General features: G+C 52.3%; 26 protein-coding genes. 12 read left to right on the forward strand and 14 right to left on the reverse strand.

Features of this window, described 5'->3' with window-relative positions; genetic code table 11:
- Positions 1-20: 20 nt before the first annotated feature.
- The 5 genes from MXMO3_RS06195 to MXMO3_RS06215 form a co-directional block, all read right to left on the reverse strand.
- Entirely contained in the window at positions 21-1,271 is a 1,251-nt protein-coding gene (locus MXMO3_RS06195) for an RNA polymerase sigma factor (RefSeq protein WP_117395301.1), read from the reverse strand.
- Entirely contained in the window at positions 1,268-1,618 is a 351-nt protein-coding gene (locus tag MXMO3_RS06200; RefSeq protein ID WP_027835103.1) for a YciI family protein, read from the reverse strand. The genes MXMO3_RS06195 and MXMO3_RS06200 overlap by 4 nt, the downstream gene beginning before the upstream one ends.
- A gap of 85 nt (positions 1,619-1,703) precedes the next feature.
- Positions 1,704-2,537 (reverse strand): alpha/beta fold hydrolase, encoded by an 834-nt coding sequence (locus MXMO3_RS06205; RefSeq protein ID WP_117395302.1) that lies wholly within the window; start codon positions 2,535-2,537, stop codon positions 1,704-1,706.
- A gap of 79 nt (positions 2,538-2,616) precedes the next feature.
- Positions 2,617-3,504 carry an oxygen-dependent coproporphyrinogen oxidase gene (hemF, locus tag MXMO3_RS06210; protein ID WP_117395303.1) on the reverse strand — a complete coding sequence of 296 codons (888 nt, stop codon included), beginning with the start codon at positions 3,502-3,504 and terminating at the stop codon, positions 2,617-2,619.
- A complete protein-coding gene (locus MXMO3_RS06215; RefSeq protein WP_117395304.1) occupies positions 3,501-3,971 on the reverse strand; it encodes a tRNA (cytidine(34)-2'-O)-methyltransferase in 471 nt (156 codons plus the stop codon). Before MXMO3_RS06215 ends, hemF begins: the two co-directional genes overlap by 4 nt.
- Positions 3,972-4,253: 282 nt before the next feature.
- On the opposite strand from MXMO3_RS06215, the gene petA reads away from it, so the two are divergent.
- The 5 genes from petA to MXMO3_RS06240 all read left to right on the forward strand — a co-directional run bounded on the left by petA (position 4,254) and on the right by MXMO3_RS06240 (position 8,227).
- On the forward strand, positions 4,254-4,778 hold the full coding sequence (gene petA, locus MXMO3_RS06220; RefSeq protein ID WP_027834590.1) for a ubiquinol-cytochrome c reductase iron-sulfur subunit: 525 nt from the start codon (positions 4,254-4,256) through the stop codon (positions 4,776-4,778).
- An 11-nt stretch (positions 4,779-4,789) separates the two neighbouring features.
- Complete coding sequence (locus MXMO3_RS06225) at positions 4,790-6,052, forward strand: cytochrome b (RefSeq protein WP_027834589.1); 1,263 nt, start codon at positions 4,790-4,792, stop codon at positions 6,050-6,052.
- A gap of 8 nt (positions 6,053-6,060) precedes the next feature.
- On the forward strand, positions 6,061-6,909 hold the full coding sequence (locus MXMO3_RS06230) for a cytochrome c1 (RefSeq protein ID WP_117395305.1): 849 nt from the start codon (positions 6,061-6,063) through the stop codon (positions 6,907-6,909).
- 155 nt (positions 6,910-7,064) lie between these two features.
- Positions 7,065-7,592, forward strand: a complete 528-nt coding sequence (locus MXMO3_RS06235; protein WP_027834587.1) for an adenine phosphoribosyltransferase — start codon at positions 7,065-7,067, stop codon at positions 7,590-7,592.
- Positions 7,593-7,594: 2 nt separating this feature from the next.
- Complete coding sequence (locus MXMO3_RS06240) at positions 7,595-8,227, forward strand: LysE family translocator (protein WP_162889150.1); 633 nt, start codon at positions 7,595-7,597, stop codon at positions 8,225-8,227.
- Positions 8,228-8,808: 581 nt separating this feature from the next.
- Here the strand turns inward: MXMO3_RS06240 and MXMO3_RS06245 are convergent.
- Both MXMO3_RS06245 and MXMO3_RS06250 read right to left on the reverse strand, forming a co-directional pair.
- A complete protein-coding gene (locus MXMO3_RS06245) occupies positions 8,809-9,363 on the reverse strand; it encodes a MaoC family dehydratase (protein WP_051213544.1) in 555 nt (184 codons plus the stop codon).
- A complete protein-coding gene (locus MXMO3_RS06250; protein WP_117395307.1) occupies positions 9,360-9,845 on the reverse strand; it encodes a MaoC family dehydratase in 486 nt (161 codons plus the stop codon). Before MXMO3_RS06250 ends, MXMO3_RS06245 begins: the two co-directional genes overlap by 4 nt.
- A gap of 185 nt (positions 9,846-10,030) precedes the next feature.
- Here MXMO3_RS06250 and MXMO3_RS06255 point away from each other — a divergent pair, with 185 nt between their 5' ends.
- The gene (locus MXMO3_RS06255) at positions 10,031-10,384 is read left to right on the forward strand and encodes a DUF1304 domain-containing protein (RefSeq protein WP_205468089.1); all 354 of its coding nucleotides are present in this window, start codon (positions 10,031-10,033) and stop codon (positions 10,382-10,384) included.
- Positions 10,385-10,475: 91 nt separating this feature from the next.
- Positions 10,476-11,003, forward strand: a complete 528-nt coding sequence (locus tag MXMO3_RS06260) for an NADPH-dependent FMN reductase (protein ID WP_117395308.1) — start codon at positions 10,476-10,478, stop codon at positions 11,001-11,003.
- 30 nt (positions 11,004-11,033) lie between these two features.
- On the opposite strand, the gene ychF is transcribed toward MXMO3_RS06260, so the two are convergent.
- The 7 genes from ychF to lgt form a co-directional block, all read right to left on the reverse strand.
- On the reverse strand, positions 11,034-12,131 hold the full coding sequence (gene ychF / locus MXMO3_RS06265) for a redox-regulated ATPase YchF (protein ID WP_027834582.1): 1,098 nt from the start codon (positions 12,129-12,131) through the stop codon (positions 11,034-11,036).
- A 1-nt stretch (position 12,132) separates the two neighbouring features.
- Positions 12,133-12,864, reverse strand: coding sequence for an aminoacyl-tRNA hydrolase (gene pth, locus MXMO3_RS06270; RefSeq protein WP_027834581.1), 732 nt, complete (start codon positions 12,862-12,864; stop codon positions 12,133-12,135).
- Positions 12,865-12,917: 53 nt separating this feature from the next.
- Positions 12,918-13,565 (reverse strand): 50S ribosomal protein L25/general stress protein Ctc, encoded by a 648-nt coding sequence (locus MXMO3_RS06275; protein ID WP_036221726.1) that lies wholly within the window; start codon positions 13,563-13,565, stop codon positions 12,918-12,920.
- Positions 13,566-13,778: 213 nt separating this feature from the next.
- Entirely contained in the window at positions 13,779-14,711 is a 933-nt protein-coding gene (locus MXMO3_RS06280; protein WP_027834579.1) for a ribose-phosphate pyrophosphokinase, read from the reverse strand.
- 112 nt (positions 14,712-14,823) lie between these two features.
- On the reverse strand, positions 14,824-15,594 hold the full coding sequence (pgeF, locus tag MXMO3_RS06285; protein ID WP_117395309.1) for a peptidoglycan editing factor PgeF: 771 nt from the start codon (positions 15,592-15,594) through the stop codon (positions 14,824-14,826).
- Positions 15,594-16,682, reverse strand: a complete 1,089-nt coding sequence (locus tag MXMO3_RS06290) for a class I SAM-dependent methyltransferase (RefSeq protein ID WP_117395310.1) — start codon at positions 16,680-16,682, stop codon at positions 15,594-15,596. The genes pgeF and MXMO3_RS06290 overlap by 1 nt, the downstream gene beginning before the upstream one ends.
- Positions 16,679-17,509: a prolipoprotein diacylglyceryl transferase gene (gene lgt / locus MXMO3_RS06295; RefSeq protein WP_117395311.1), complete on the reverse strand. Its 831-nt coding sequence runs from the start codon at positions 17,507-17,509 to the stop codon at positions 16,679-16,681. The genes MXMO3_RS06290 and lgt overlap by 4 nt, the downstream gene beginning before the upstream one ends.
- A 161-nt stretch (positions 17,510-17,670) precedes the next feature.
- Here lgt and MXMO3_RS06300 point away from each other — a divergent pair, with 161 nt between their 5' ends.
- The 5 genes from MXMO3_RS06300 (at position 17,671) to MXMO3_RS06320 (ending at position 21,865) form a co-directional block, all read left to right on the forward strand.
- Positions 17,671-17,907, forward strand: coding sequence for an accessory factor UbiK family protein (locus tag MXMO3_RS06300; protein WP_027834576.1), 237 nt, complete (start codon positions 17,671-17,673; stop codon positions 17,905-17,907).
- 298 nt (positions 17,908-18,205) lie between these two features.
- On the forward strand, positions 18,206-18,706 hold the full coding sequence (locus MXMO3_RS06305) for a type III secretion system chaperone family protein (RefSeq protein ID WP_027834575.1): 501 nt from the start codon (positions 18,206-18,208) through the stop codon (positions 18,704-18,706).
- Positions 18,707-19,528, forward strand: coding sequence for a pyrroline-5-carboxylate reductase (gene proC / locus MXMO3_RS06310; RefSeq protein ID WP_117395312.1), 822 nt, complete (start codon positions 18,707-18,709; stop codon positions 19,526-19,528).
- The gene (locus MXMO3_RS06315) at positions 19,521-19,874 is read left to right on the forward strand and encodes a tRNA-binding protein (protein ID WP_205468090.1); all 354 of its coding nucleotides are present in this window, start codon (positions 19,521-19,523) and stop codon (positions 19,872-19,874) included. The genes proC and MXMO3_RS06315 overlap by 8 nt, the downstream gene beginning before the upstream one ends.
- Positions 19,875-20,068: 194 nt before the next feature.
- The gene (locus MXMO3_RS06320) at positions 20,069-21,865 is read left to right on the forward strand and encodes a sensor domain-containing diguanylate cyclase (protein WP_162889151.1); all 1,797 of its coding nucleotides are present in this window, start codon (positions 20,069-20,071) and stop codon (positions 21,863-21,865) included.
- Positions 21,866-21,878: the final 13 nt, after the last annotated feature.

Raw genomic sequence — 21,878 nt, forward strand, 5'->3', positions numbered from 1 at the left:
GGTGATTAAACAGGCTGTTCTTACTTATTATTTTTAAGTGAAGCGGCGAGGGCACTTTTCTTCTGAAATAAAAAGTTCTTTTCTACTTTATTTTTGCTTAATTCGATTGCACGGTCATAGTCGATTTGGGCGGCTTTTTCTTCACCGCATCGAGACAAAATGTCGGCGCGGGCCGCGTAAAACGGCTGATAATTGCCCAATTCGGCTTCCAAAGTATTCAGCTGTTCAAGTGCTTTATTGTGCCCGCCCATATTGGCGAGGGCGACAGCCTGATTGAGCCGTACGACAGGTGATGGGTCGTAAGCGGCGAGGGCGCCGTAAAGGGCAAAGATTTGCTGCCAGTCTGTTTCGGCCCAACTGGGTGCCAAACAATGCAAGGCGCTGATGGCGGCCTGCAATTGGAAGGGGCCGAATTGACCGTTGGCAAAAACATCCAGCAATTGGGCGTGCGCCGCTTCAATTTCGGTCTGATCCCAAAGGCTGCGGTCTTGTTTGTCCAGCGGCACAAAATCGCCCGCTGCGTCCAGCCGCGCGGCGCGACGGGCATGGGTGAGGCGCATGAGGCACAAAAGCCCCGCGGTTTCGGGATCGGGATCGAGGCGGTTTAATATGGCGCACAGGCGAATGGCTTCATTGGCCAAATCCTCGCGGGTGAGGCTTTGGCCCTCATAAGCCGAATAGCTTTCATTGAAAATCAAATAGATGGTGGTGAGCACACCTGCACGCCGCGCCTGCATGTCCTCATGGTTGGGGACTTCATAGGGAATATTAGCGTTTTTGATTTTTTGCTTGGCGCGGGTAATGCGTTGACCAATGGTGGTTTCGCTGGCCAGAAAGGCGCGCGCAATTTCGCGCACCGTCAGGCCGCCCAGCGTGCGCAGGGTCAGGGCCACTTGCGCGTCCACATTAAGGGCCGGGTGGCAACAGGTGAAAATGAGGCGCAGGCGTTCATCGGGGATGTCCTGTTCCCATTCAGCGGTTTCGTCTTGATCGTGCTGCAAATCGGTCAATATCTGTTGCGTTGCATCGGCATGGTGGCGGCTTTCTTTGCGCACAAGATCGATGGCGCGGCGTTTTGCGGCGACATAAAGCCAGGCGCCACCATTTTGAGGCGGACCGCTTTCCGGCCATTGGGCAATGGCTTGCGTGATCGCATCCTGCAAGGCGTCTTGCGCCAGCGTAAAATCCTGCGTGATCTTGATCAGCGCTGACAAGATCCGACCCGAATTGGCGCGCACAATCCGGGTCAGTTCAACTTCTATTGGGGTCACTGGTCCCAGATCATCACTGGGCGCACTTCAATGGTGCCATATTTTGCGGTGGGGATTTTGCCTGCCCATTTGATGGCTTCGTCCAAATCCTTGCATTCGAGCAGATAATAGCCGCCCAGTTGTTCCTTGGTTTCGGCAAAGGGACCATCGGTCAGGCTGGCTTTGCCGTCACGCTCGCGAATAGACGTCGCGGTGCTGGTGGGTTGCAGCGCATCGCCGGCTACCATCACGCCAGCTTTTTTCACTTCCTCAGTATAGGCATAATAGTCAGCCATCATTTTTTCCGGCCCGCCGGGATAGTTTTGTTCTGCCCCATCTGCTGAGTAAATAAGTGCCATAAACTGCATAATTTTTCCTTCCTCATCACGCGCTTGATTGCGCTTACATTATCATGTCGATTGGCGGGCCGCTATTTCGACAGGGGCGGAAAAATTATTGCACTTTTTTCACCATGGCTTTGATGGCGTCGACCACAATGTCGGATTTTTTGTGGTGGATATAATGCGTGCTGGTCACTTCAATTCGGTTTGCATTGGCAAATTGATTGGCCCATTGCGCCTGTTCTTGTCGCCACAATTGCTGGAAGCGGTCAGAGCTTAAAAAGTCCGGTTGGGTGGCCACCAGAAAGGTAGCCGGGATGTGGCCAATGGCGCTGGGGGCAGGCGGGTTCTGCTCAAACTGACGTGCCCCGCGCACCTCGGCAGCCATATGGGGCGGCATGGTGGCCAGCATCAGTTCTGGCGGGCGACACATGCCGGCATTGGCCTGCTCGCAGGCGTCGGTAAATTTAGGTGGTCGCCCATCTACCATCACCAATCCGGCAACATCTTGCGGGTAGGTGGCGGCAAATTGCAGGGCAAAATTTGATCCGATGGAGTGGGCTACCAGAATATAGGGCGGTTTGGCGCCTGCCTGTGCCAACAGGTTTTTGAGGTGAGGCGCCATTTCCGCAGCGGTGCGTTTGCCATCGCGGTCCGGTGGAAAATTTGTCGAGCTGGATTGGCCATAGCCGGGGCGCGAATAGGCAAAGGTGCTGGCAAATGTCGAGGTCTGGGCATAAATGCCTTCCCACGATCCCATATGATCGCCAAGCCCGGCTTCCAGAATGATGGTGGGGCCGGTTGTGCCGCTCAGCACATATTCGGTTTTCGCTGTGCCTGTGTCGATGGTGGAGCCACCCACAAGGCTGGTGCAGCCTGCAAGCGTCAAGGCTGCCAGTATGATGCCCGAAAAAGAGGCAAGAAAGTTTGGTTTTAAGTACGACATTTTCTCTCCCAACCGCCGTCCCCGCTTTATTGCAGGTGGGGCGGGATGGGAGAAAGTCAAGCTTTGTGCGGAATAAGGCTTAGGGCCATTTTACCGTGGGCGGCATGGAAGAGAGAATTGATTCCACATTGCCACCGGTTTTTAAGCCGAACGTCGTGCCGCGGTCATAGAGCAGATTGAACTCGACATAGCGGCCACGGCGCACCAGCTGTTCTTCTCGCTCTTCATCGGACCATGCCATGTTGAAATTGCGGCGCACCAATTCGGGATAGATTTTTTTGAAGGCTTTGCCCACATCCTGGGTAAAAGCAAAATCATCATCCCAGCTGCCGGAATTGTGGCGGTCATAGAAAATGCCGCCGATGCCGCGTGGTTCATTGCGGTGGGGCAGGAAGAAATAGTCGTCGCACCATTGCTTATATTTATCATAGTCGGCGCAGGCATGGGCGTCGCAAGCTGCTTTCATGGCCGCATGGAAGTCCTTGCTGTCCGGGTCATCCTGATTGCGACGGTCCAGCAGAACGGGGGTCAGATCGGCACCGCCGCCAAACCACCATTCTTCGGTGGCCACCATGCGGGTGTTCATGTGCACGGCGGGCACGTGCGGGTTTTGCAAATGGGCGATCAGCGAAATGCCACTGGCCCAGAATTTCCGGCTATTTTCGGTGCCGGGCATGCCCTTGGCAAAATCTTCGCTGAACTCGCCATGCACGGTGGAAATATGCACGCCGACTTTTTCAAACACGCGGCCATGCATCATCGACATTTCGCCACCACCACCAGGTTCGCCGGTGGTCTGGTCAATCCGGTCCCATTTTTTGCGCTCAAACTGTCCGGCCGGGGCCGTGCGCAAGGGCGCTGCCAGCTCATCTTCCAGATTTTCAAACTCAAAGCAGATTTCGTCGCGCAGCTTTTTAAACCAGGCGCTGGCTTTGTCCTTTTTAATGTCGAGATTTGTACCGGTCATGTTAAATCCGCCCAAAGGTTTGTTTGTTGTGCCGCCTCGCTTAGAACGATTGCCCCCGCAATGGCAACATTAAGCGATCGCGTATCTTGTCGCATGGGAATACGCACATTCAGGTCGCTGGCTGTGGCAACATGGTCGGGCACGCCAGCGCTCTCCCGTCCCACCATCAATATATCATTGGTGGTGAATTGGGCATCAGCATGACGGACCGAGGATTTCGTCGTCAACAGCACCAGCCGTTTTCCTTGTTCCTGCCGCCATTCATTGAACGCGTCAAAGCTATTATGTTCCTTCAGATCAACCTGATCGAGATAATCCATCCCAGCGCGGCGAAAGGCTTTTTGCGAAAACAGAAAGCCTGTGGGGTGGATGAGGTGCACCTGAATATTCAAACAGGCACCAAGGCGCATCAGGGTGCCGGCATTTTGCGGGATGTCGGGCTGGTAGAGGGCAAGTGAAAGGGGCATAGGGCTTTTCGATTGTTTTTGGAAGGGCCAATTTGCAGTTTTGCGTGCCAATGACTAGTCTATTCACGGGTAAAAATAACAGTTTTTTACGTTATAGTGTCGCACTTTCCCCAATGAATATGTTCAAAGGCTGGACAAGCGGCGCAATGAGTGCAAAAAGAACTCGATTTCCGCTTCACTTGGGGTTCAAGTGGGGGCGATTCTGACATTTATTGTTACTCGTAACGTTGGATGTTGGAGTTTTTAGGGCGGACCAACGATCTTAGGTAGGGATCAAAGACCTTGGCTACACAAAGCGAAAAAGAACCAAACAGAAGAGACTTTCTCTATGTTGCAACGGGTGCCGTGGGCGCTGTAGGCGCGGCCGCAGTCGCATGGCCCCTCATTGACCAAATGAATCCAGATGCTTCCGTTTTGGCGTTGGCGTCGATCGAGTTTGACCTGTCCTCAGTTGAGGTTGGGCAGTCGGTTACGATCAAATGGCGGGGTTTCCCGGTATTTGTGCGTCACCGGACTGAAGCAGAGATCGAAGAAGCACGCGCCGTGCCGTTGGATGCATTGAAGGATCCGGAAACAGATGCGCAACGCGTGAAGGAAGGCCATGAAGAATGGCTTATCATGATCGCGAACTGCACGCACCTTGGGTGTGTGCCAGTTGGTGAATCTGGCGAATATGATGGCTGGTTCTGTCCATGCCACGGTTCGCACTATGATACGGCGGGCCGTATTCGTAAGGGTCCAGCACCGAAGAACCTTGTCGTACCAGAATATGAATTCTTGTCCGACACAGTCGTTCAGATCGGTTAAGGGGGGCATTTATGTCACATAAAAGCAATTACCAACCGAATAGCGGTTTTGAAAAATGGATGGATGAGCGTCTGCCCATCATCCGTTTGGGGTATGATTCATTTGTTGATTTTCCATCTCCAAAGAATCTGAACTATTTTTGGACCTTTGGGGGCATTCTGGCGATCTTTTTGGTGATCCAGATTATCACCGGTGTGGTCTTGGCGATGCACTATACGCCGCACGCGGATATGGCGTTCAACTCGGTTGAGCATATTCGTCGCGATGTGAACTGGGGCCGGTTGATTCAGGCCGCCCACGCGAACGGTGCCTCTTTCTTCTTCCTCGCGGTTTATATCCATATTTTCCGTGGACTTTACTACGGCTCATATAAAGCGCCGCGTGAAGTACTATGGATTTTGGGCGTTGTAATCTTCTTGTTGATGATGGCAACAGCCTTTATGGGTTACGTTCTACCTTGGGGCCAAATGAGCTTCTGGGCGGCGACTGTGATCACCAACTTCTTCTCAGCCATTCCATTGGTTGGTGAAGGCTTGATGGTGTTCTTGCGCGGTGCCTTTGCGGTAGACAATGCCACATTGAACCGCTTCTTCTCACTTCACTATTTGCTGCCATTCATGATCGCTGGCGTTGTTGGCCTTCACATTTGGGCATTGCACGTGCCGGGCAACAACAACCCAACGGGCGTGGAAGTGAAAACGAAGTCGGACACTGTGCCGTTCCACCCATATTTGACCATGAAAGATCTGTTCGCGATTGTTGTGTTCATGATCCCATTTGCTTGGTTCGTTTTCTTCGCACCAGACATTTTGGGTCACCCAGACAACTACATCCCGGCTGATCCACAAGTGACACCTCCGCACATTGTGCCTGAATGGTACTTCTTGCCATTCTACGCCATCTTGCGTGCGATCGATTTCAACATCGGTCCGATCGACAGTAAACTTGGCGGTGTTATCGCGATGTTTGGTTCGATTGCAATTTGGTTCGTGGTGCCTTGGTTGGACCGTTCGAAAGTGCGCTCAGGTGCCTTCCGTCCGATGTTCAAATGGTTCTACTGGATTTGGATCGTGAACTTTATCGGTCTGACTTATCTCGGTGCGCAGCCTGCTGAAGGCGTATATGTGATCTTGTCTAAGACAGCGACATTCTACTATTTCGCTTACTTCTTGATCATTCTGCCTTTCTTGCCGCGGATTGAAACCACATTGCCATTGCCTGCAAGCATTTCTGAAAGCGTGTTGGCTAAACACAAAACAGAAGCTGCAGAATAGGAGTTGAGATGATGAAAAAACTGAATTCAATCATCGGTGCAGCTCTTATCGCTGCCTCTGGTTTGATGGCTGGCGGCGCTTATGCCGCTGGCGCTGGCGACTACAAAGGTCCAGAAGCCAAATTGATCGATTGGACATTTGGCGGCGTTTTCGGCACATATGATAAAGCGCAATTGCAGCGTGGCTTCCAGGTGTTCCAGGAAGTATGTTCATCTTGCCATGGTGCGGAGCTGTTCAGCTTCCGTATGTTGGAAAAAGAGGGCGGACCAGAATATTCTGAGGAGCAGGTTAAAGCGCTTGCTGCCAGTTACACTATTCAGGACCCTGAGCATATTGATGGCGAACGGTCTGGTGTTCCTGCGGACAAATGGCCAAATCCTTTTGAGTCTGATCAGGATGCGAAAGATGCCAATGGTGGCGTAATTCCTCCAGATTTCTCAGTGTTGGCAAAAGCACGTAACGTGCCGCAAAAGTTCCCGAACTGGATTGGCAACTATTTCACTGCCTACCAAGAGGGCGGCGCTGACTATATCTACAATCTTTTGGTTGGCTATAATGAGCCGCCTGAGGGTGTAGAAGTTGGCCCAGGCACCTATTGGAACGACCACTTCCACGGTTCAGGTGGTACCTTGGCAATGGCGCAGCCAATCTATGACGAAATGGTCGACTATGAAGGCGCAGCGCCTGAAACAGTTGATCAGTATGCCAAAGACGTTGCCGCATTCATGATGTGGTTGGCCGAGCCTGACATGACCTCTCGCAAGCAACTGGGTTTCAACGTGTTGTTGTTCTTGTTCTTGTTCGCAGGCATGATGTACATGGTGAAGCGCAAGCTTTGGAGCAATGTAGATCACTAAGATCTGCTGCAGATGAATTTTTAAGAGCCCGGCCTTTTGGTCGGGCTTTTTATTGTTTGTTCAAAATTTTCGTTTCGTGGTGGTATTGCACCAAGACGCCTGTTAAAAAAGCCTTCGGTCACTGTGAAAATCATTCCGAAAAAGGCGCAAGCAATATGGACCTGAAAACGCTAATCCGCACCATTCCTGACTATCCCAAAGCTGGGGTGCAGTTCCGAGACATTACCTCGTTGATTGAGCATCCTGAGGGTTTTCGCGAGAGCATCAAACGACTCGCCGCGCCTTATCGGGATAAGGGCATCACCCATGTTGCAGGCATTGAGGCGCGTGGGTTCATCTTCGGCGCTGGTTTGGCTATTGAACTGGGCGTTGGCTTTGTACCGATCCGCAAAGCGGGCAAACTCCCAGGCGAGACAATGGGGCAGAACTACGCTTTGGAATATGGCGTAGACACCATTGAGATGCATGCCGGTGCCGTCAAAGACGGCGACAAGGTTTTGCTGGTCGACGATCTGGTGGCCACTGGCGGTACCGCCATTGCGGCCATTTCGCTGATCCGTCGTTCAGGTGCAACGCTGGAAGATGCAGCCTTTGTTATCGATTTGCCCGACCTTGGTGGCGCCAAGAAAGTTCAGGCGCAGAACATCAATACGCACTTTCTGATTGAGTTTGAAGGCGATTGATTTTGGATCAAATTCTGTCGCATCTCCCGCAATTGTTGTTGGCGCTGGGTGTGTTTGTTTTGGCAAGTGGCAGCCCGGGCCCGGCCACCTTGTCGGTGTGTCAAACATCGGCATCTCTGGGGCGAAAAGCGGGCTTTGCACGGGCTAGTGGCATTGTTGTCGGCTCGCTTTTTTGGGGCGTGCTTGCGGCGGCAGGTTTGGTCGCGGCTTTGCAGCAAGTGGCGCATTTGCTGTTTGTCCTCAAGCTTGTGGGTGGGCTCTATCTTCTCTATTTGGCCTACAAATCCTTCCGTAGCTTCAAAGCGCCGATAGAGAGGGAATTGGCGGCACCGAAGGACGCAGCGCTTTCAAGCCTGTTTATCGGCGGTATTGCCCTGCACTTAACCAATCCAAAAGCCGTATTTGCGTGGGGTGCGGTGATCACGATGGGCATGTGGCCCGGTGCGCCCTGGTGGACCAGCTTTTTCATCTTTGCGATAGCGGGCATGTGTTCAATGACGTTGAACTACACTTATGCCTATTTGTTTTCCACGTCGCAGGCGGTGCAGCTTTATCGCCGTACAAAGCGAGGCATTGACGGGTTTATGGCTGTGGTGTTCGGCGCGGCTGGCGTCAAGCTGATCATTTCTCCTTAAAAAATTGCCCTGCGCAACAGCTTCGCGCAGGGCCTTCTTCTATTTCTTCAAAAGATCATTCAGGCTTTTGGGCAGCTTTTTCGGCGCGGGTTTCGGCACGCGCTCACGCTGTTGTTTAGCTCCAAAAGGCGATTGATTGTTTGAGAAATGTTGAGATTGTTTAGGTGCCTTGCCCCCCTTGGGGTTGGCGTGTGTAAAGGGCGCTTTCATGCGATATTCCTTTCATCAGGCGCTGCGGCATTCGGCCTGCGCGCACAGGTAAAAATTCAAGTTGCTGATGAATTGTCGGCATAAAAATCATTTCGCTCTCCATGAGAATTAGCGATAGGGAATTGGTGCGCTGCAAAGAGCGCGACCATCATTAAAATTTTGGAAAAATAAGACGCGTGGACACGACGAGTTTCGTCGGTTGATCGTCAAGATTTTCGTCATGCCCATATGTTCGCATCGCGCTTTTTGGAAAAGCACTCAGGCGCAAGAACATTGGTCGCGTCGGAAAATCTTAGCTGATCATTTTAGGCGTCACCTCATGGTTGGATGAGGCAAAAATGCATAATCTTTGCCCTTCCGTCAAGGCTATGCTATTTGCGGCGGATCATTTTGCCGAGGATCGGCATAGCTGCGAGCGCCATGCCGAGGCGCAACCCAAGGCCGGGTTTGAAGTCGCGCAGTTTCGAAAAACTGGCGATTTCAGAGCGATAAACCAACTCTTCTTCCTGGTTGAACGCCTCGATGATGTTGAGCAAAACGCCCCATCCGGGCAGCGAGTTGGATTTGCGCTTCGTCTCCACCGTGATTTTAAACCGTATTTCGTCGCCGGGGCGCACGGGCGCTTTAAACTGCATCTTGTTGACGCCCGGAGAGGGGCCAGAAACGCCGGGTTCTTCGCCATTGGCGCGCATCATGTCGTCGTGTTCGTAAAGATAATCGACCATGATTTTGTGGCCCATGGACACGGTGTGCCAGCCTGAGGCCACCAGACCGCCAAAGGGGCCATCCTTTGCCGCTTCAGGGTCGACATGAAAATATTGCGGATCATATTTCTTGGCGAAAGTGATGATCTCGTCCTGCGTGAATTTATGCGTGCCCAAATCCCAGCTGGTGCCGGGTTCAATATCCTCAAACCAAAGGGTCATTCGCCTTCTCCCTCAATCGGTTGATTTGGATCGCGGACCGCCACGAGGTTGGCCAGGCTCATGGTCATGATTTGCTGGTTCTTCTGGTTGCGCATATCAAAATCGAGGATCATCACTGCTTTTTCCGGATGGCCTTGTGAGCGCCGCAGCGACGAAATTGTGGCTGTGCCCGTCAGCGTGTCGCCCTTCATCAAAGGCTTCTTCCATTTCAGATTTTCAAATCCAAGGCCGCCCATGGAGGCAATCTTGCTGAGGAACTCATCCACAAGCATGCGCAAGGTCAGTCCGGCAGTTTGCCAACCTGAGGAGGCGAGACCACCCAGCAGTGATTTCTTGGCCACGTCTTCATCCAAATGGAAGGGCAGTGGGTCAAATTCCTTGGCAAATTCGATGATTTCTTTTTTGCTGATGGTGTGTGTGCCAAGTTGGATCACAGTGCCTTCTTCAAGGTCTTCGAAATGCAGCCGGTTTTTTGTGGTCATCGCAATCACATTCTGAGCGGTTTGTTCAGTTGACGCGATGGTACATCAATTTACGATTACGGCAACCCGAAATTCTCGCATCAGGTCTGTAAATGTGCGGCAGTTGGCGGGCATCAGTAACAAATGCATTGCCTGCCTTTTCATAGAGTGGCACAGTTTCGGTCCAAATAGCGGATGAGAACATTATGATTGCCATTACACTTGTCGCCCTTATTGCTTTGCTGCACATCTACATCATGATATTGGAGATGTTTTTGTGGGATAAACCTGCCGGGCTACGTGCTTTTGGTCTTGAGCTAGACTTTGCGCAAAAGACCCGCACGCTCGCGGCCAATCAGGGGCTTTATAATGGCTTTCTCGCGGCTGGCCTTCTTGTGGGGTTGGCGCTCGGTGCCGCAGGGAAAAGCTTTGTGTTGTTTTTCCTGATCTGCATTGCTATCGCTGGTATTTACGGGGCCGCCACGGCCAATCGCAAAATATTGTTTATCCAGACGGTGCCTGCTATCTTGGCCTTAACGGCCATATTTATCGGCATATAGGGACGAATAATATCTCAGATATATCGGGGAGCACCCGTGCCAGCGTCGAGTGAGCGTGGTCGACCAATGCGGAATCGTGTAAGGAATTGCCATGAAGTTTCTTGCACTCTCTGGCAGTGGCCGGAGCATATCCACAAATACAGCTTTGTTGCGATCTGTCGCTGATATCGCTTCACCGGCTCATCAGGTGAAATTGTTTGCGGAAGTGGCAGACTTGCCAGTGTTTTCGCCGGATCTTGAGGCGGCACAGCTGCCCGATAGTGTGCAGGCCTTTGCAGATCTTATTCGTGAGAGTGACGGGTTGATCATTTCCAGCCCAGAATATGTGCGGGCGATCCCTGGCGGCTTGAAAAACGCCATCGATTGGTTGGTGTCGCGCGAGGAGATTATCAGCAAGCCCATTGCGCTTATGCATGCATCACATCGCGGCGATGATATGTTGGCCCAGCTTCGCCTGGTGCTCTCCACCGTCAGCCATAGATTCTCGTCGGATTTGTTTTTGCGGTTCGAGTTTATGGCGCTTTCGCCAGACGACATTGCGCAAAGAATGGCAATGCCTGACAACCAAGATGCCGTGCGCGCGTTTTTGGATGCATTTGCTGATTATTGCAAGCAATAGGGGCGCTTAGCGCCCCCATGTGTTTCGGCTTTAGGTGTTGAACTTAAACAGCATGATGTCGCCGTCTTTCACCACATATTCCTTGCCTTCGTCGCGGGCCTTGCCCGCTTCTTTGGCCGCGGCCTCGCCACCGAGTGCCACAAAATCATCATAAGCGATGGTCTGGGCGCGGATAAAGCCGCGCTCAAAGTCGGTGTGGATCACACCAGCCGCCTGTGGGGCCTTGGTGCCTTCCGTGATGGTCCAGGCGCGGGCTTCTTTCGGGCCAACGGTGAAGTATGTTTGCAGGTTCAACAGCTTATAGCCTTCGCGAATGATGCGGTTCAGGCCGGGCTCTTCCAGCCCCAGGCTTTCCAAAAACTCTGCCTGTTCTTCATCATCCAATTGGCTCAGTTGAGATTCGATCTCGGCTGAAATAATGACCATGCGGGCATTTTGTGCCTTGGCATATTCCTCAACCTTTTTGGTCAACTCATTGCCTTCAGCAGCGGAATCTTCATCCACATTGCAGATATAAAGCGCGGGCTTAGAAGTGAGCAGGTTCAGCTCTTTGAATGCTTTTTTCTCATCTTCGCTGATTTCAACGTGGCGGGCAGGTTTGCCATCGCGCAAAACGTCGAGGGCACGGTTGATCAGATCAATCGTTGCCTTCGCGTCCTTATCTTGGCCGCGCAGCTTTTTCTCAAGGTTTGGAATGCGCTTTTCAAGGCTTTCCATGTCCGCGAGCATCAATTCGGTTTCCACCACTTCTGCATCTGTCAGCGGGTCGATTTTGCCAGAAACGTGCACGATATCGTCGTTCTCAAAGCAACGCAGCACATAGGCAATCGCGTCTACTTCGCGGATATTGGCCAAAAACTGGTTGCCCAAGCCTTCGCCCTGTGCGGCGCCTTTCACCAAGCCCGCAATGTCCACAAAGCTCAAGCGTGTGGGGATGATCTCTGCGGATTTGCCGATCGCGGCAATTTTGTCCAACCGCTCGTCTGGCACGCTCACTTCGCCCACATTGGGTTCAATGGTGCAGAACGGGAAGTTGGCCGCTTGCGCCGCTGCAGTGCGGGTGAGGGCGTTGAAAAGTGTGGATTTACCTACGTTGGGCAGGCCCACAATGCCGCATTTGAAACCCATCTTAATTCTCTCCTTTGCCGAACAGCTTTTTCAGCATATCGGCCATGGGGCCCTTTTCGGGCACATTTGGTTTTTTGGCTTGGCGCGCTTGGCGAATATGGCTTTGCCCTTTTGGCTTGGCCGCTTCTGCCTTTGGCTCTTTTGCCGGTTCGGCGCTTTGGCTGGCTTGTGCCGCCAGCGCCAATTTGTTCATCAAGTTCGGCCCGTCGCCTTTGGCAAGGCAGTCCGCATTGCGCCCAAATTCATTCAGCAGATCATCCAACCATTCTTGATGGTCGGCTTTGGCAAAGTCGCCCAGCACATAGGCGTGCACGCGATCTTTATGGCCCGGATGGCCGATGCCGATGCGGACGCGGTTAAACTCTTTGCCCAAATGGCTTTCGATTGACCGAATGCCGTTGTGGCCGCCATTGCCGCCACCCTTTTTCACCCGCACTTTGCCCGGGGCCAAATCCAGCTCGTCATAGAGCACAAAAATGTCGTCAGGGCTGAGTTTATAAAAGCTCATGGCGGCGATCACGCTGTCGCCGGATTTGTTCATAAAGGTTTGCGGCAGCAACAGCCCAACCTTTTGACCCTCGATCACGCTTTCGGTGAACAGGCCATTGAACTTTTTCTTGAAGGGCGGAAAATTGTGGTGATTGGCGATCTCTTCCACGGCCATGAAACCGACATTGTGGCGGTTCTTGGCATATTTACTTCCGGGATTTCCGAGACCGACAATTAAGCGCATAAAACTACCAAAAAAGAGGTGAGGCGACAGGAGGCCGCCTCACATCAAAGGTCTTATTCGTCGTCGCTTTTGACTTCAGTGGCTGGCACTTCGTCTGGTGCAACAACTTCTTCTTCGTCTTCATTTTCCTCAGATTTGAGGGCAGAAGGCGCAGCAATAGTTGCGATGGTGAAGTCACGATCAGTGATGACCGGTGTAACACCTTTTGGCAATTCAACAGTTGAGATGTGCAGGCTGTCGCCAACTTCAGCAGACGCGAGGTCGATTTCCAGGAATTCTGGAATGCTGTCAGCAGGGCAGCTCAATTCAACTGTGTGACGCACAACGTTCAACACGCCGCCACGCTTCAAGCCAGGGCTTGTTTCTTCATTGATGAAGTGCACAGGCACTTCAACGTTGAGAACAGATGTTTTAGAAACGCGCAAAAAGTCGATATGCACCAAAAAGTCGCGTACTGGCTCAAGCTGATAGTCACGCGGAATAACGCGGTGGTTTTCACCATCCACGTCGACTGTGATCACTTGAGACAGGAAACCGCCCATTTGGATGCGTTTCATTGCATCTTTGTAGGTCACTGTAATTGATAGCGGGGATTTGTTGTCACCGTAAATAACGGCAGGAACTTGGCCTTCACGACGCAGTGCACGAGAGGCCCCCTTGCCAACCCGGTCCCGCGCTTTGGCTTTAAGCTCAGCGCTCATGGATATTCTCCAGAATGTTTGATGCATCAGAACCCCATGTCCTGAATGCACGCCGACGTCCTCCAGGGGTGCACGCGGCGTTTCAAGGCCCGGTGTATACTGGGTTTATCGTGTTTGGGCAATGGGGTAGGGCGAAGAATCTTCGTGCAAATGGACAAAAAAGAAGGGGCGCAGTGTTTGCGCCCCTTAAATCGTCAAATCAGGTGCAATTTCCTAGTCGAAAAGCGAGGAAACAGATTGCTCTGATGCGGTCCGCGCAATCGCTTCGCCCATTAATTCCGCAATGGAAAAACGGCGAATGTTTGCTGTTGCGGCTTCTACATCAGTTTCCAAGATCGAATCTGAAATCACCAATTCTTTCAGCTTGGAGCCGCCCACACGTTCGCAAGCTGTGCCGGAAAGCACGCCGTGGGTGATATAGGCGGAAACTTCTTTTGCGCCTTTTTCCAAGAGGGCTTCAGCCGCATTGCACAGGGTGCCGCCACTGTCGACAATATCGTCGATCATAATGCAAGAATGACCTTCGACATCGCCGATCACGTTCATTACTTCTGAAACGCCAGCCTTGGGGCGACGTTTATCAACAATCGCCAACGGGGCGCCAATGCGGCGGGCCACGTTCCGGGCGCGCACAACGCCGCCCACATCAGGCGACACAACCATAACTTTGCTGGTGTCGTAATGTTGCTTGATGTCGCGCACCATCACGGGTGCTGATGTCAGGTTGTCGGTTGGAAGGTCGAAGAAGCCTTGGATTTGGTTTGCGTGCAGATCCAAGGTCAGAACGCGGTTTGCGCCTGCTTCAGTGATCAGGTTGGAGACCAGTTTCGCCGAAATAGGTGTCCGTGGTGCAGATTTGCGATCCTGCCGTGCATAACCGAAATAGGGAATGACCGCGGTGATGCGACGGGCTGAAGACCGACGCAATGCGTCGATAACGATCAACAGTTCCATCAAATTGTCGTTTGCGGGGTAGGATGTTGATTGCAACACAAAAACGTCTTCCCCCCTTACGTTTTCGTTCACTTCAACAAAGATTTCTTTGTCAGCGAATTTGGTTACAACACAATCTGTTAAAGGCGTCTCCAAATATTCGGAGACTGCCTTGGCCAGCGGAATGTTGGAGTTCCCTGTTACCAGCTTCATTTGCCCATGCCCTTTGAGATAATTCTGATCCACGCCTAAAGTTTGCTTATACCCCACAGGCGTTGGGTTCAACACAGTCAAAAGTTGAATCGTGCGTTTTGCTTAATTTTTGTCACAAAATTGCAATGGCAGACAGTTGTCGGCCGGTTTTTGTGTCCAAATGTGTGGCTTTGCGGTGGGAGAAATAGGTCTCATTCTTCGCATATGTGCAAATGTCGAGATGTGCCGCGGTATGCAAGTGTGCCGATTCGAGTTGGTGCATGATGGTGCCGGGCAGGTCAAAGTGGGGTTTGGTCGCACCAGGAGGATAGGGGAAATGTCCCTCAAGTTCGGGCCAATCCTTGAGCACGTTTGCCTTGAACTCGTCGCCCACCTCATAGTTTTCCGGGTGGATACACGGGCCAAGCACCGCGTGAATTTTGTGGCGATTGGCGCCCAGCTCTTCCATGGCGTCGAGCGTGCGGTGTACAATGCCGCCCACGGCGCCTTTCCATCCAGCGTGGCACGCGCCGATCACCTTATTGTCCGGGTCGCAAAACAAAACTGGGCCGCAGTCAGCTGTTTGGATGCCGATGGCGGTGCCGGGCACATTTGAGACGATGCCATCCGCCTCGGGGCGGTTGTCCCAGTCGGCTTTGCCGTCAAATTGCACAACATTGATGGAGTGCACTTGTTTCAATAGCCCAAATTTACTCGGCTGAATGCCCAGCTGGTCAGCAATTATGGTGAGATTGGCGGTGACGTTTTCTTGGCTGTCACCTTGTTTGATCGACACATTCAAGCTGTCAAATGGTGCAGGGGAAACCCCGCCCGCCCGGCCAAAAAAGCCGTGGGCGATGCCGTCAAAACTCAAATGGTCTGCTTTTTGCGCGATATCCGTCATCAGCTTGCCTCAAAGGGATAGGGTACCATATTTTTTGATCCAATGGCCTGCACCTTGAAAAGCTGGCCCATTTGTTTGTCACCAATAAGACGTTCAAGGTCATTTTCAACCTTTTGTCTGGCGTCAGGAATATGATCCATGATCGCCTGCGCCCGCATTTCAATCCCCATGGCTTTGAGGAAGTCTTTTTGGCTGATCAGCGGACAAATATTGAGCTTGTCTCGGTCCAGCGTTTCGCTCAGCGCTTCAAAATCCACATGGCTGGTGAGGTCGGCGGCGCCCGGATGGGCCAGCGGGTCGACCATTTTATGCTTTTCCAGCGCTTGCAAGGTGTCGCCGGTTTGGGTTTCGGCATAGCCGTAGTCGATGGCCAAAATCGCCCCGGACTTTTCCGCCACCAGTGCGCCCAACTCTTCCATGTTTTTTTGCGCCGGATAGGCCATTTCCCAGATGGCGTTTTCCTCTGGTTTTGCAATTTTTGCGGGGAAAGCGTCGGTCGGCATGGGGGTTGGGGATAGGCCCCAAACGCGGTCGTCATCTTTCAATCCAATCACGCGTTCAAACCAGTTGCCGTTGGTGTATTGGAATTGTTTGATGGGAAGCGCGTCGAAGAACTCATTGGCCACAACAATCAAGGGGCCATCAATGTCCGCCAGCTGGTGGATCTCTTCCACCCAATTGAGTGGTGTGCCTTTTATGGCGTCAGCCTGCGCCTGTTTCAACACTGGGTTGGTTTCCAGCAATTGAATGCTCAGGGCGTCCATCATATCGGGCACGCCTTGGAAAATGCGCACCATATCGGCCATGAGCGTACCACGACCCGGGCCCAGTTCGGCGAGGGTAAATTTTTTCGGCTTGTCCATTTGCTGCCAGATTTGCGCCACCCACACGCCCAGCATTTCGCCAAACATCTGGCTTATCTCGGGCGCGGTGATGAAGTCGCCTTGACGTCCCAATGGGTCTGCCTTGCGATAATAGCCCAGTGTGGGATGGGTGAGGCACAAATTCATATAGGTCGACAAGGACATCGGGCCCTGCGCCTTGATTTGCACATTGATCAAGTCTGAGAGGCTGAGGTGATCATTCATATGGCGCGGCCTCCTTTTTTGGTGCGAGCCGCATTGATCACGAGCGCAACGCCGATCAGCCCAACCGGAATGGAAAGGACCATGCCCATGGTCAGGCCATATGGTAACAGGCCGATGTGGGCGTCCGGTTCGCGTACAAATTCCACCAGAATGCGCGATAGGGCGTAGATGATGGCGAAGAGACCCGCCACCAAGCCCGGCTTGCGCAGGGCCATAGCATTATGTGTGGCGATGCGCAGGATGATGAAGCACAGTAGACCTTCTAAAAGTCCTTCATAAAGCTGGCTGGGGTGGCGCGGATCCGGGCCGCCTTCTGGAAAAACCACGCCCCATGGCATGGTGGTGACGCGACCGTATAGCTCGCCATTGATAAAGTTTGCGATGCGGCCGAGCAAAAGGCCGATGGGGGCAATGGCCGCCATCAAATCGAGGGCAGATAAGGGGCTTTGCTTCAAATATCGGGCGAAAAAGACGGCGGCGAGGGCAACGCCAAATAAGCCGCCATGGAACGACATGCCGCCTTCCCACACCGCGAGAATCGACAAAGGATTGTTGAGATAATAATCGCCGCCGACCAGAAGCGAATAAAACAGCACATAGGCCAAGCGACCACCCAGAATAACGCCGATGATGGCCCAAAACACAAAGTCTGTCAGCTGTGTCGCGGTCATGGGCGGGGTGGATTGATGCCAAAGAGGCTTTTGTTTGATCAAGACGCGGCCATAGAAAAAGGCGAATCCAATGCCTGCCAGATAGGCCAGTGCGTACCAGCGGATGGCCAGAGGGCCGATGGAGAGGGCGATGGGATCAATATTGGGGAAGGGCACGTTGGTTCACGTTCCTTTGTTGTTTCGTTTGTGGCTCACGCCCATTTTAAAAACACTGGCGACAGCTTGCCGCTCCATTGGGGGCTGGTCAAGCAGCGATTGCGTGCTTACATAAGCTCTATATAGAAATCGAGTACCCTTTTTGAAAGGCAGGTACAAATATGCGTGAAGGCAATAAGTTTTTCGACGATTTGAGCAAGCTGATGAATGATGCTGCGGGTGTTGCAGACGGCGTGCGCCGCGAGATCGAAGTTGCGGTCAAGTCACAAATGGAGCGCGTTGTGAACGATCTTGATTTGGTCAAACGCGAAGAGTTTGAGGCGGTCAAAGCCCAATTGGCGGCGCAAAATGAAGAGATTGAGCAGCTGCGCAAAGATATTGACGCGCTTAAAAAGTAACGGTTTTGTGTCAATTTGAACCGGGATTCCGGTGGATAAGTCACTCATCTTAACGCCTCATTAACCATCTCGGGCCGATCATCAACAAAGAATGATGTGGGATTCTCCAATTGGCGGGTTTCGCATTTGATGGTCGGTGCTACGCTTTGTTGTAACGCGGTAGATTCGCAAAAGCGACGCACCTTTCTTGGCGCGTGGGTCCAGAAGCAGACCCGAATATCTTGAGTATCTTTGCGTATCTAATTCGGGCAAAACCGTTTTTGCCCCCTGCAACACGAGCTTTTTTGCGAGGCGCATTATGTCGCTATTAGAGATGGAACACGACCGGGTGGTGCACCCGGTGGATATTATTGAGCACATTGCCGGCATCAATGATTGGGTGTTTGAACGGCAAGATGCCGATGAAATTTCAATCTCTGTCAAAGGGAGTTGGAGCGACTATCACGTTTCCTTTTCCTGGATGGAAAATTTGGAATCGCTGCACATTGCCTGTGCATTTGATCTCAAGGTGCCAGAAGCCCGCCGCGCCGAAGTCAAACAATTGATCACGCAAATCAACGAGCAATTGTGGATTGGTCATTTTGACATTTGGAGCAAAGAAAATATGGTGCTGTTCCGTAACGCGCATTTGTTGAGCGGCGGCGCAGAAGTCTCTCCTTCGCAATGCGAGGCCTTGTTGAACTCAGCCATTGAAAGCTGCGATCAATATTATCAGGCCTTTCAATTTGTGGTGTGGGCAGGCAAACCCGCTTCAGAAGCGCTGTCGCATGTTATTTTTGAAACAGTAGGTGAAGCTTAGATGTTGGGTGATGTCGGTCCGGTTGTTCTTGTCGGCGCAGGTAAAATGGGGATGGCAATGGCCGACGGTTGGCTTGATGCTGGCCTTTCCCCTGATCGTTTGATTTTGGTGGATCCCAATCCATCCTCGTCTGTGCGCCACAAAGCCTCAACAGTCGGATTGACCATCTATCAATCTGTGCCGGACAAAGACGCACAGGTCATTGTGTTAGCTGTTAAGCCGCAGGTGGCTGACGATGTGTTGGCGTCTATCAAGCCAGCGATTGGCGATGATAGTGTGCTGATTTCAGTGATGGCGGGCATTTCCATCGCCAAGATGGAAAAGCTGTCAGGGTGCGCCAAAGTTATCCGCGCCATGCCGAACACGCCTGCGCAAATTGGCAAAGGCATCACAGGTGTCTTTTCCAACCGGGCGGTTGATCCGCAAGATCGAATGATTGCTGACAATTTGCTTGAAGCATCGGGCGATGTGGTGTGGTTGAACGAAGAAGATGACATCAACAAAGTCACTGGTGTTGCCGGTTCGGGCCCTGCCTATGTGTTTTACATGGTTGAAGCCTTGGCGGAGGCAGCTGAAACCAATGGTATGCCACCGGAAATGGCGATGCGATTTGCGCGGCAAACCATTGTTGGTGCCGCAGGGCTGTTGGAATATGACAATCAGACAAGCGCCGAACAATTGCGTGAGAATGTAACGTCTCCGAATGGCACAACCTATGCGGGATTACAGGTGCTTATGTCCGAAGATGGGCTGGTGCCCTTGATGGAAAAGACAGTGCGTGCAGCCGTCGAGCGGGCGCGGGAGTTGGGCGAAGATGAGTGATGCAATTGCGCCGGAAATCGTCTTTGACGATTTCATGAAAGTGGATATCCGCACAGGCACGATCGTGGAAGTTCGCCCCTTTCCGGAAGCGCGTAAGCCTGCGCATATTATGTTGATTGATTTTGGCGATGATATCGGCATCAAAAAGTCCTCGGCGCAAATCACTGTGCATTATCAGGCCGATGAGTTGGTGGGGCGACAGGTGATGGCCGTGGTTAATTTTCCGCCGCGCCAAATTGGCCCGCTTAAATCAGAAGTACTCACCTTGGGCTTCGCCGATGAAAACGGCGATATCGTGCTTGCCGCGACAGACAAAATGGTGCCCAACGGCCAGCGGTTGATGTAGCTTTTTGACGGTGCGGGGCCGTTTTTTGACGGTTTTCTAGAGCGGTTTTGAATAAAATTATAATTTTTCAGTATAAATTGGGGAATCCCCCACTAATCCGCGCTCTGCAGTAACCTTCGATCAATCATTTCGTCACTACTCTAGCGTGTGCGCTGTTTTTATGCAGTCAATTCGCGGAGTTGAAGGAATTTGTATTGAATTCTGTTGGGGTTATTCAAAGCGGTAAAATCTTTTTCGCTTCATTTCTGTTGTTTTTGGTTTTGGCGACTGGCGGTGTTTGCCTGGCGCGTCTTTCGCATGACGTGGCTGTGTTTTGGCCCGCCAATGCGGCCATGGTGGCGCTGTGCTTAATCTATGGTTTGTGGCATCTGCCTGCGGTTTTGTTGGGTGCATTTCTTGGCAATATCGCAACGCAATTGCTGTTCGGCGACCCGCTGATATTGATTTTAGGCTTGCCATTTGCCAACGGCTTGGAAATTCTTTTGGTGACGGTTGGGTTGCGCGCGTTGAAGCTGGACGAAACGCCGATCGAAACGCCCAAAAGCTTTATGTATTTTCTCGGGGTGCTGACATTCCTCGTGTTACCCGGCGCGGTGATTGGGGCCTCCACAATTCATACAGGATTTGGGCTGCCCTTTGCCAACAGCCTGATTTATTGGTGGGGTGGTGACACGCTGAGTTCCATCATTGTTTTGTTGCCCCTTCTTTCTACCGGATGGCCGCGCTGGAGCGGTTTTGCATTTGACCGCAAAACGCTTTTGCCTGTCCTGAAATCGCTGACAATTTTGTTGCTGTGCTCGGTGTTCAGCATGTTGACGCTGCATGTGCTTAACTTGCCTTTGGCGCTGGCCTTTATGGCGCCAAGTTGCTGGCTCGCTTTGCAAGGCAAGCCTTTTAAGGTCGCCGCTGTTGGTTCTGTGTTGGTGATTGGTGTGTCGCTTCTGGTCATTTTCGGGCTGTGGCCGCAAAACAATTCCGGGTTACGGCTGCGCGATCAGGTGTTTGAAGCGCAATTGCTCACCTTGCTGGCCATATTGCCGTCCTACGCCATTGCGGTGGCCATATCTGGTTTGGCCCGTTCGCAAGAGCAGATCGAGAAGAGCAATATGCGGCTGTCTGTAACTTTGGCCAATATGAACCAAGGTGTGTCGTGCTTTGATCGCAACTTTAAGCTGACCGTGTGGAATGACAAATATGCCCATATGTTCGGCATGACGAAGGCAGATGTTTATGCCGGGGTGTCGTTTTTCGACCTGTTGGCCGTCCAGGCCAGGAATGGTGATTTTGCCGGTGCGCCCCGTCAGTTGTTGGAGAATATTATGCGTGATGTGCGCCAAAGCCAGGAGCACGTTGCTGAAACATATTTGGGCAATGGCCGGATCATCAAATCTGTCCATTCGCCGACGCCCTTGGGCGGGTGGATTGGGACCCATGAAGATATTACAGAAAAGCGCATGATGGAGAAAAAGCTGGCCTATGAATCCATGCATGATGCGCTGACAACGCTGCCCAACCGTCGCTATTTTGATAAGGAAATTGCACGCAAGGCAAAAGCAGCGCACGAGATCGGGTGTCCGCTGACGTTGTTTTTTGTCGATTTGGATCACTTTAAGCAGATCAATGACAGCGTGGGGCATAATGCGGGCGATGCATTGCTTCGGCATACAGGGGAGACGATCCGAAAGGTGATTGATCCAGCGGACTTTGTCGCCCGCCTTGGCGGCGATGAATTTGCTATTGTTTCAAAGCGATTTCAATCCTTGGAGCAGGCAGGGCAATTGGCGAACACATTGAACGAGGCGTTGCGTGCCCCATGGGTCTATAAAGGTAAGAAAGTGTCCTGCGAAGTGAGCATTGGCATCACATTGGGGCGGGGCGCTAAACTCGATATTGAGCGGTTGCGGGCGGAGGCGGATATCGCACTTTATGGTGCCAAGAGAGCCGGACGCGGACAACACAAGGCATATGTGCAGGGGCAGCGGGTCGCTTAAGTTGGCCCCTCCA

It is taken from the genome of Maritalea myrionectae, from assembly GCF_003433515.1.
Lineage (GTDB): Bacteria > Pseudomonadota > Alphaproteobacteria > Rhizobiales > Devosiaceae > Maritalea > Maritalea myrionectae.

Coding starts and splice junctions, on each gene's coding strand:
- MXMO3_RS06200 (WP_027835103.1), bottom strand. CDS start 1,618: ATGCAGTTTATGGCACTTATTTACTCAGCAGATGGGGCAGAACAAAAC.
- MXMO3_RS06205 (WP_117395302.1), bottom strand. CDS start 2,537: ATGTCGTACTTAAAACCAAACTTTCTTGCCTCTTTTTCGGGCATCATA.
- hemF (WP_117395303.1), bottom strand. CDS start 3,504: ATGACCGGTACAAATCTCGACATTAAAAAGGACAAAGCCAGCGCCTGG.
- MXMO3_RS06215 (WP_117395304.1), bottom strand. CDS start 3,971: ATGCCCCTTTCACTTGCCCTCTACCAGCCCGACATCCCGCAAAATGCC.
- MXMO3_RS06225 (WP_027834589.1), top strand. CDS start 4,790: ATGTCACATAAAAGCAATTACCAACCGAATAGCGGTTTTGAAAAATGG.
- MXMO3_RS06230 (WP_117395305.1), top strand. CDS start 6,061: ATGATGAAAAAACTGAATTCAATCATCGGTGCAGCTCTTATCGCTGCC.
- MXMO3_RS06235 (WP_027834587.1), top strand. CDS start 7,065: ATGGACCTGAAAACGCTAATCCGCACCATTCCTGACTATCCCAAAGCT.
- MXMO3_RS06245 (WP_051213544.1), bottom strand. CDS start 9,363: ATGACCCTTTGGTTTGAGGATATTGAACCCGGCACCAGCTGGGATTTG.
- MXMO3_RS06250 (WP_117395307.1), bottom strand. CDS start 9,845: ATGACCACAAAAAACCGGCTGCATTTCGAAGACCTTGAAGAAGGCACT.
- MXMO3_RS06255 (WP_205468089.1), top strand. CDS start 10,031: ATGATTGCCATTACACTTGTCGCCCTTATTGCTTTGCTGCACATCTAC.
- MXMO3_RS06260 (WP_117395308.1), top strand. CDS start 10,476: ATGAAGTTTCTTGCACTCTCTGGCAGTGGCCGGAGCATATCCACAAAT.
- ychF (WP_027834582.1), bottom strand. CDS start 12,131: ATGGGTTTCAAATGCGGCATTGTGGGCCTGCCCAACGTAGGTAAATCC.
- pth (WP_027834581.1), bottom strand. CDS start 12,864: ATGCGCTTAATTGTCGGTCTCGGAAATCCCGGAAGTAAATATGCCAAG.
- MXMO3_RS06275 (WP_036221726.1), bottom strand. CDS start 13,565: ATGAGCGCTGAGCTTAAAGCCAAAGCGCGGGACCGGGTTGGCAAGGGG.
- MXMO3_RS06280 (WP_027834579.1), bottom strand. CDS start 14,711: ATGAAGCTGGTAACAGGGAACTCCAACATTCCGCTGGCCAAGGCAGTC.
- pgeF (WP_117395309.1), bottom strand. CDS start 15,594: ATGACGGATATCGCGCAAAAAGCAGACCATTTGAGTTTTGACGGCATC.
- MXMO3_RS06290 (WP_117395310.1), bottom strand. CDS start 16,682: ATGAATGATCACCTCAGCCTCTCAGACTTGATCAATGTGCAAATCAAG.
- MXMO3_RS06300 (WP_027834576.1), top strand. CDS start 17,671: ATGCGTGAAGGCAATAAGTTTTTCGACGATTTGAGCAAGCTGATGAAT.
- MXMO3_RS06305 (WP_027834575.1), top strand. CDS start 18,206: ATGTCGCTATTAGAGATGGAACACGACCGGGTGGTGCACCCGGTGGAT.
- proC (WP_117395312.1), top strand. CDS start 18,707: ATGTTGGGTGATGTCGGTCCGGTTGTTCTTGTCGGCGCAGGTAAAATG.
- MXMO3_RS06315 (WP_205468090.1), top strand. CDS start 19,521: ATGAGTGATGCAATTGCGCCGGAAATCGTCTTTGACGATTTCATGAAA.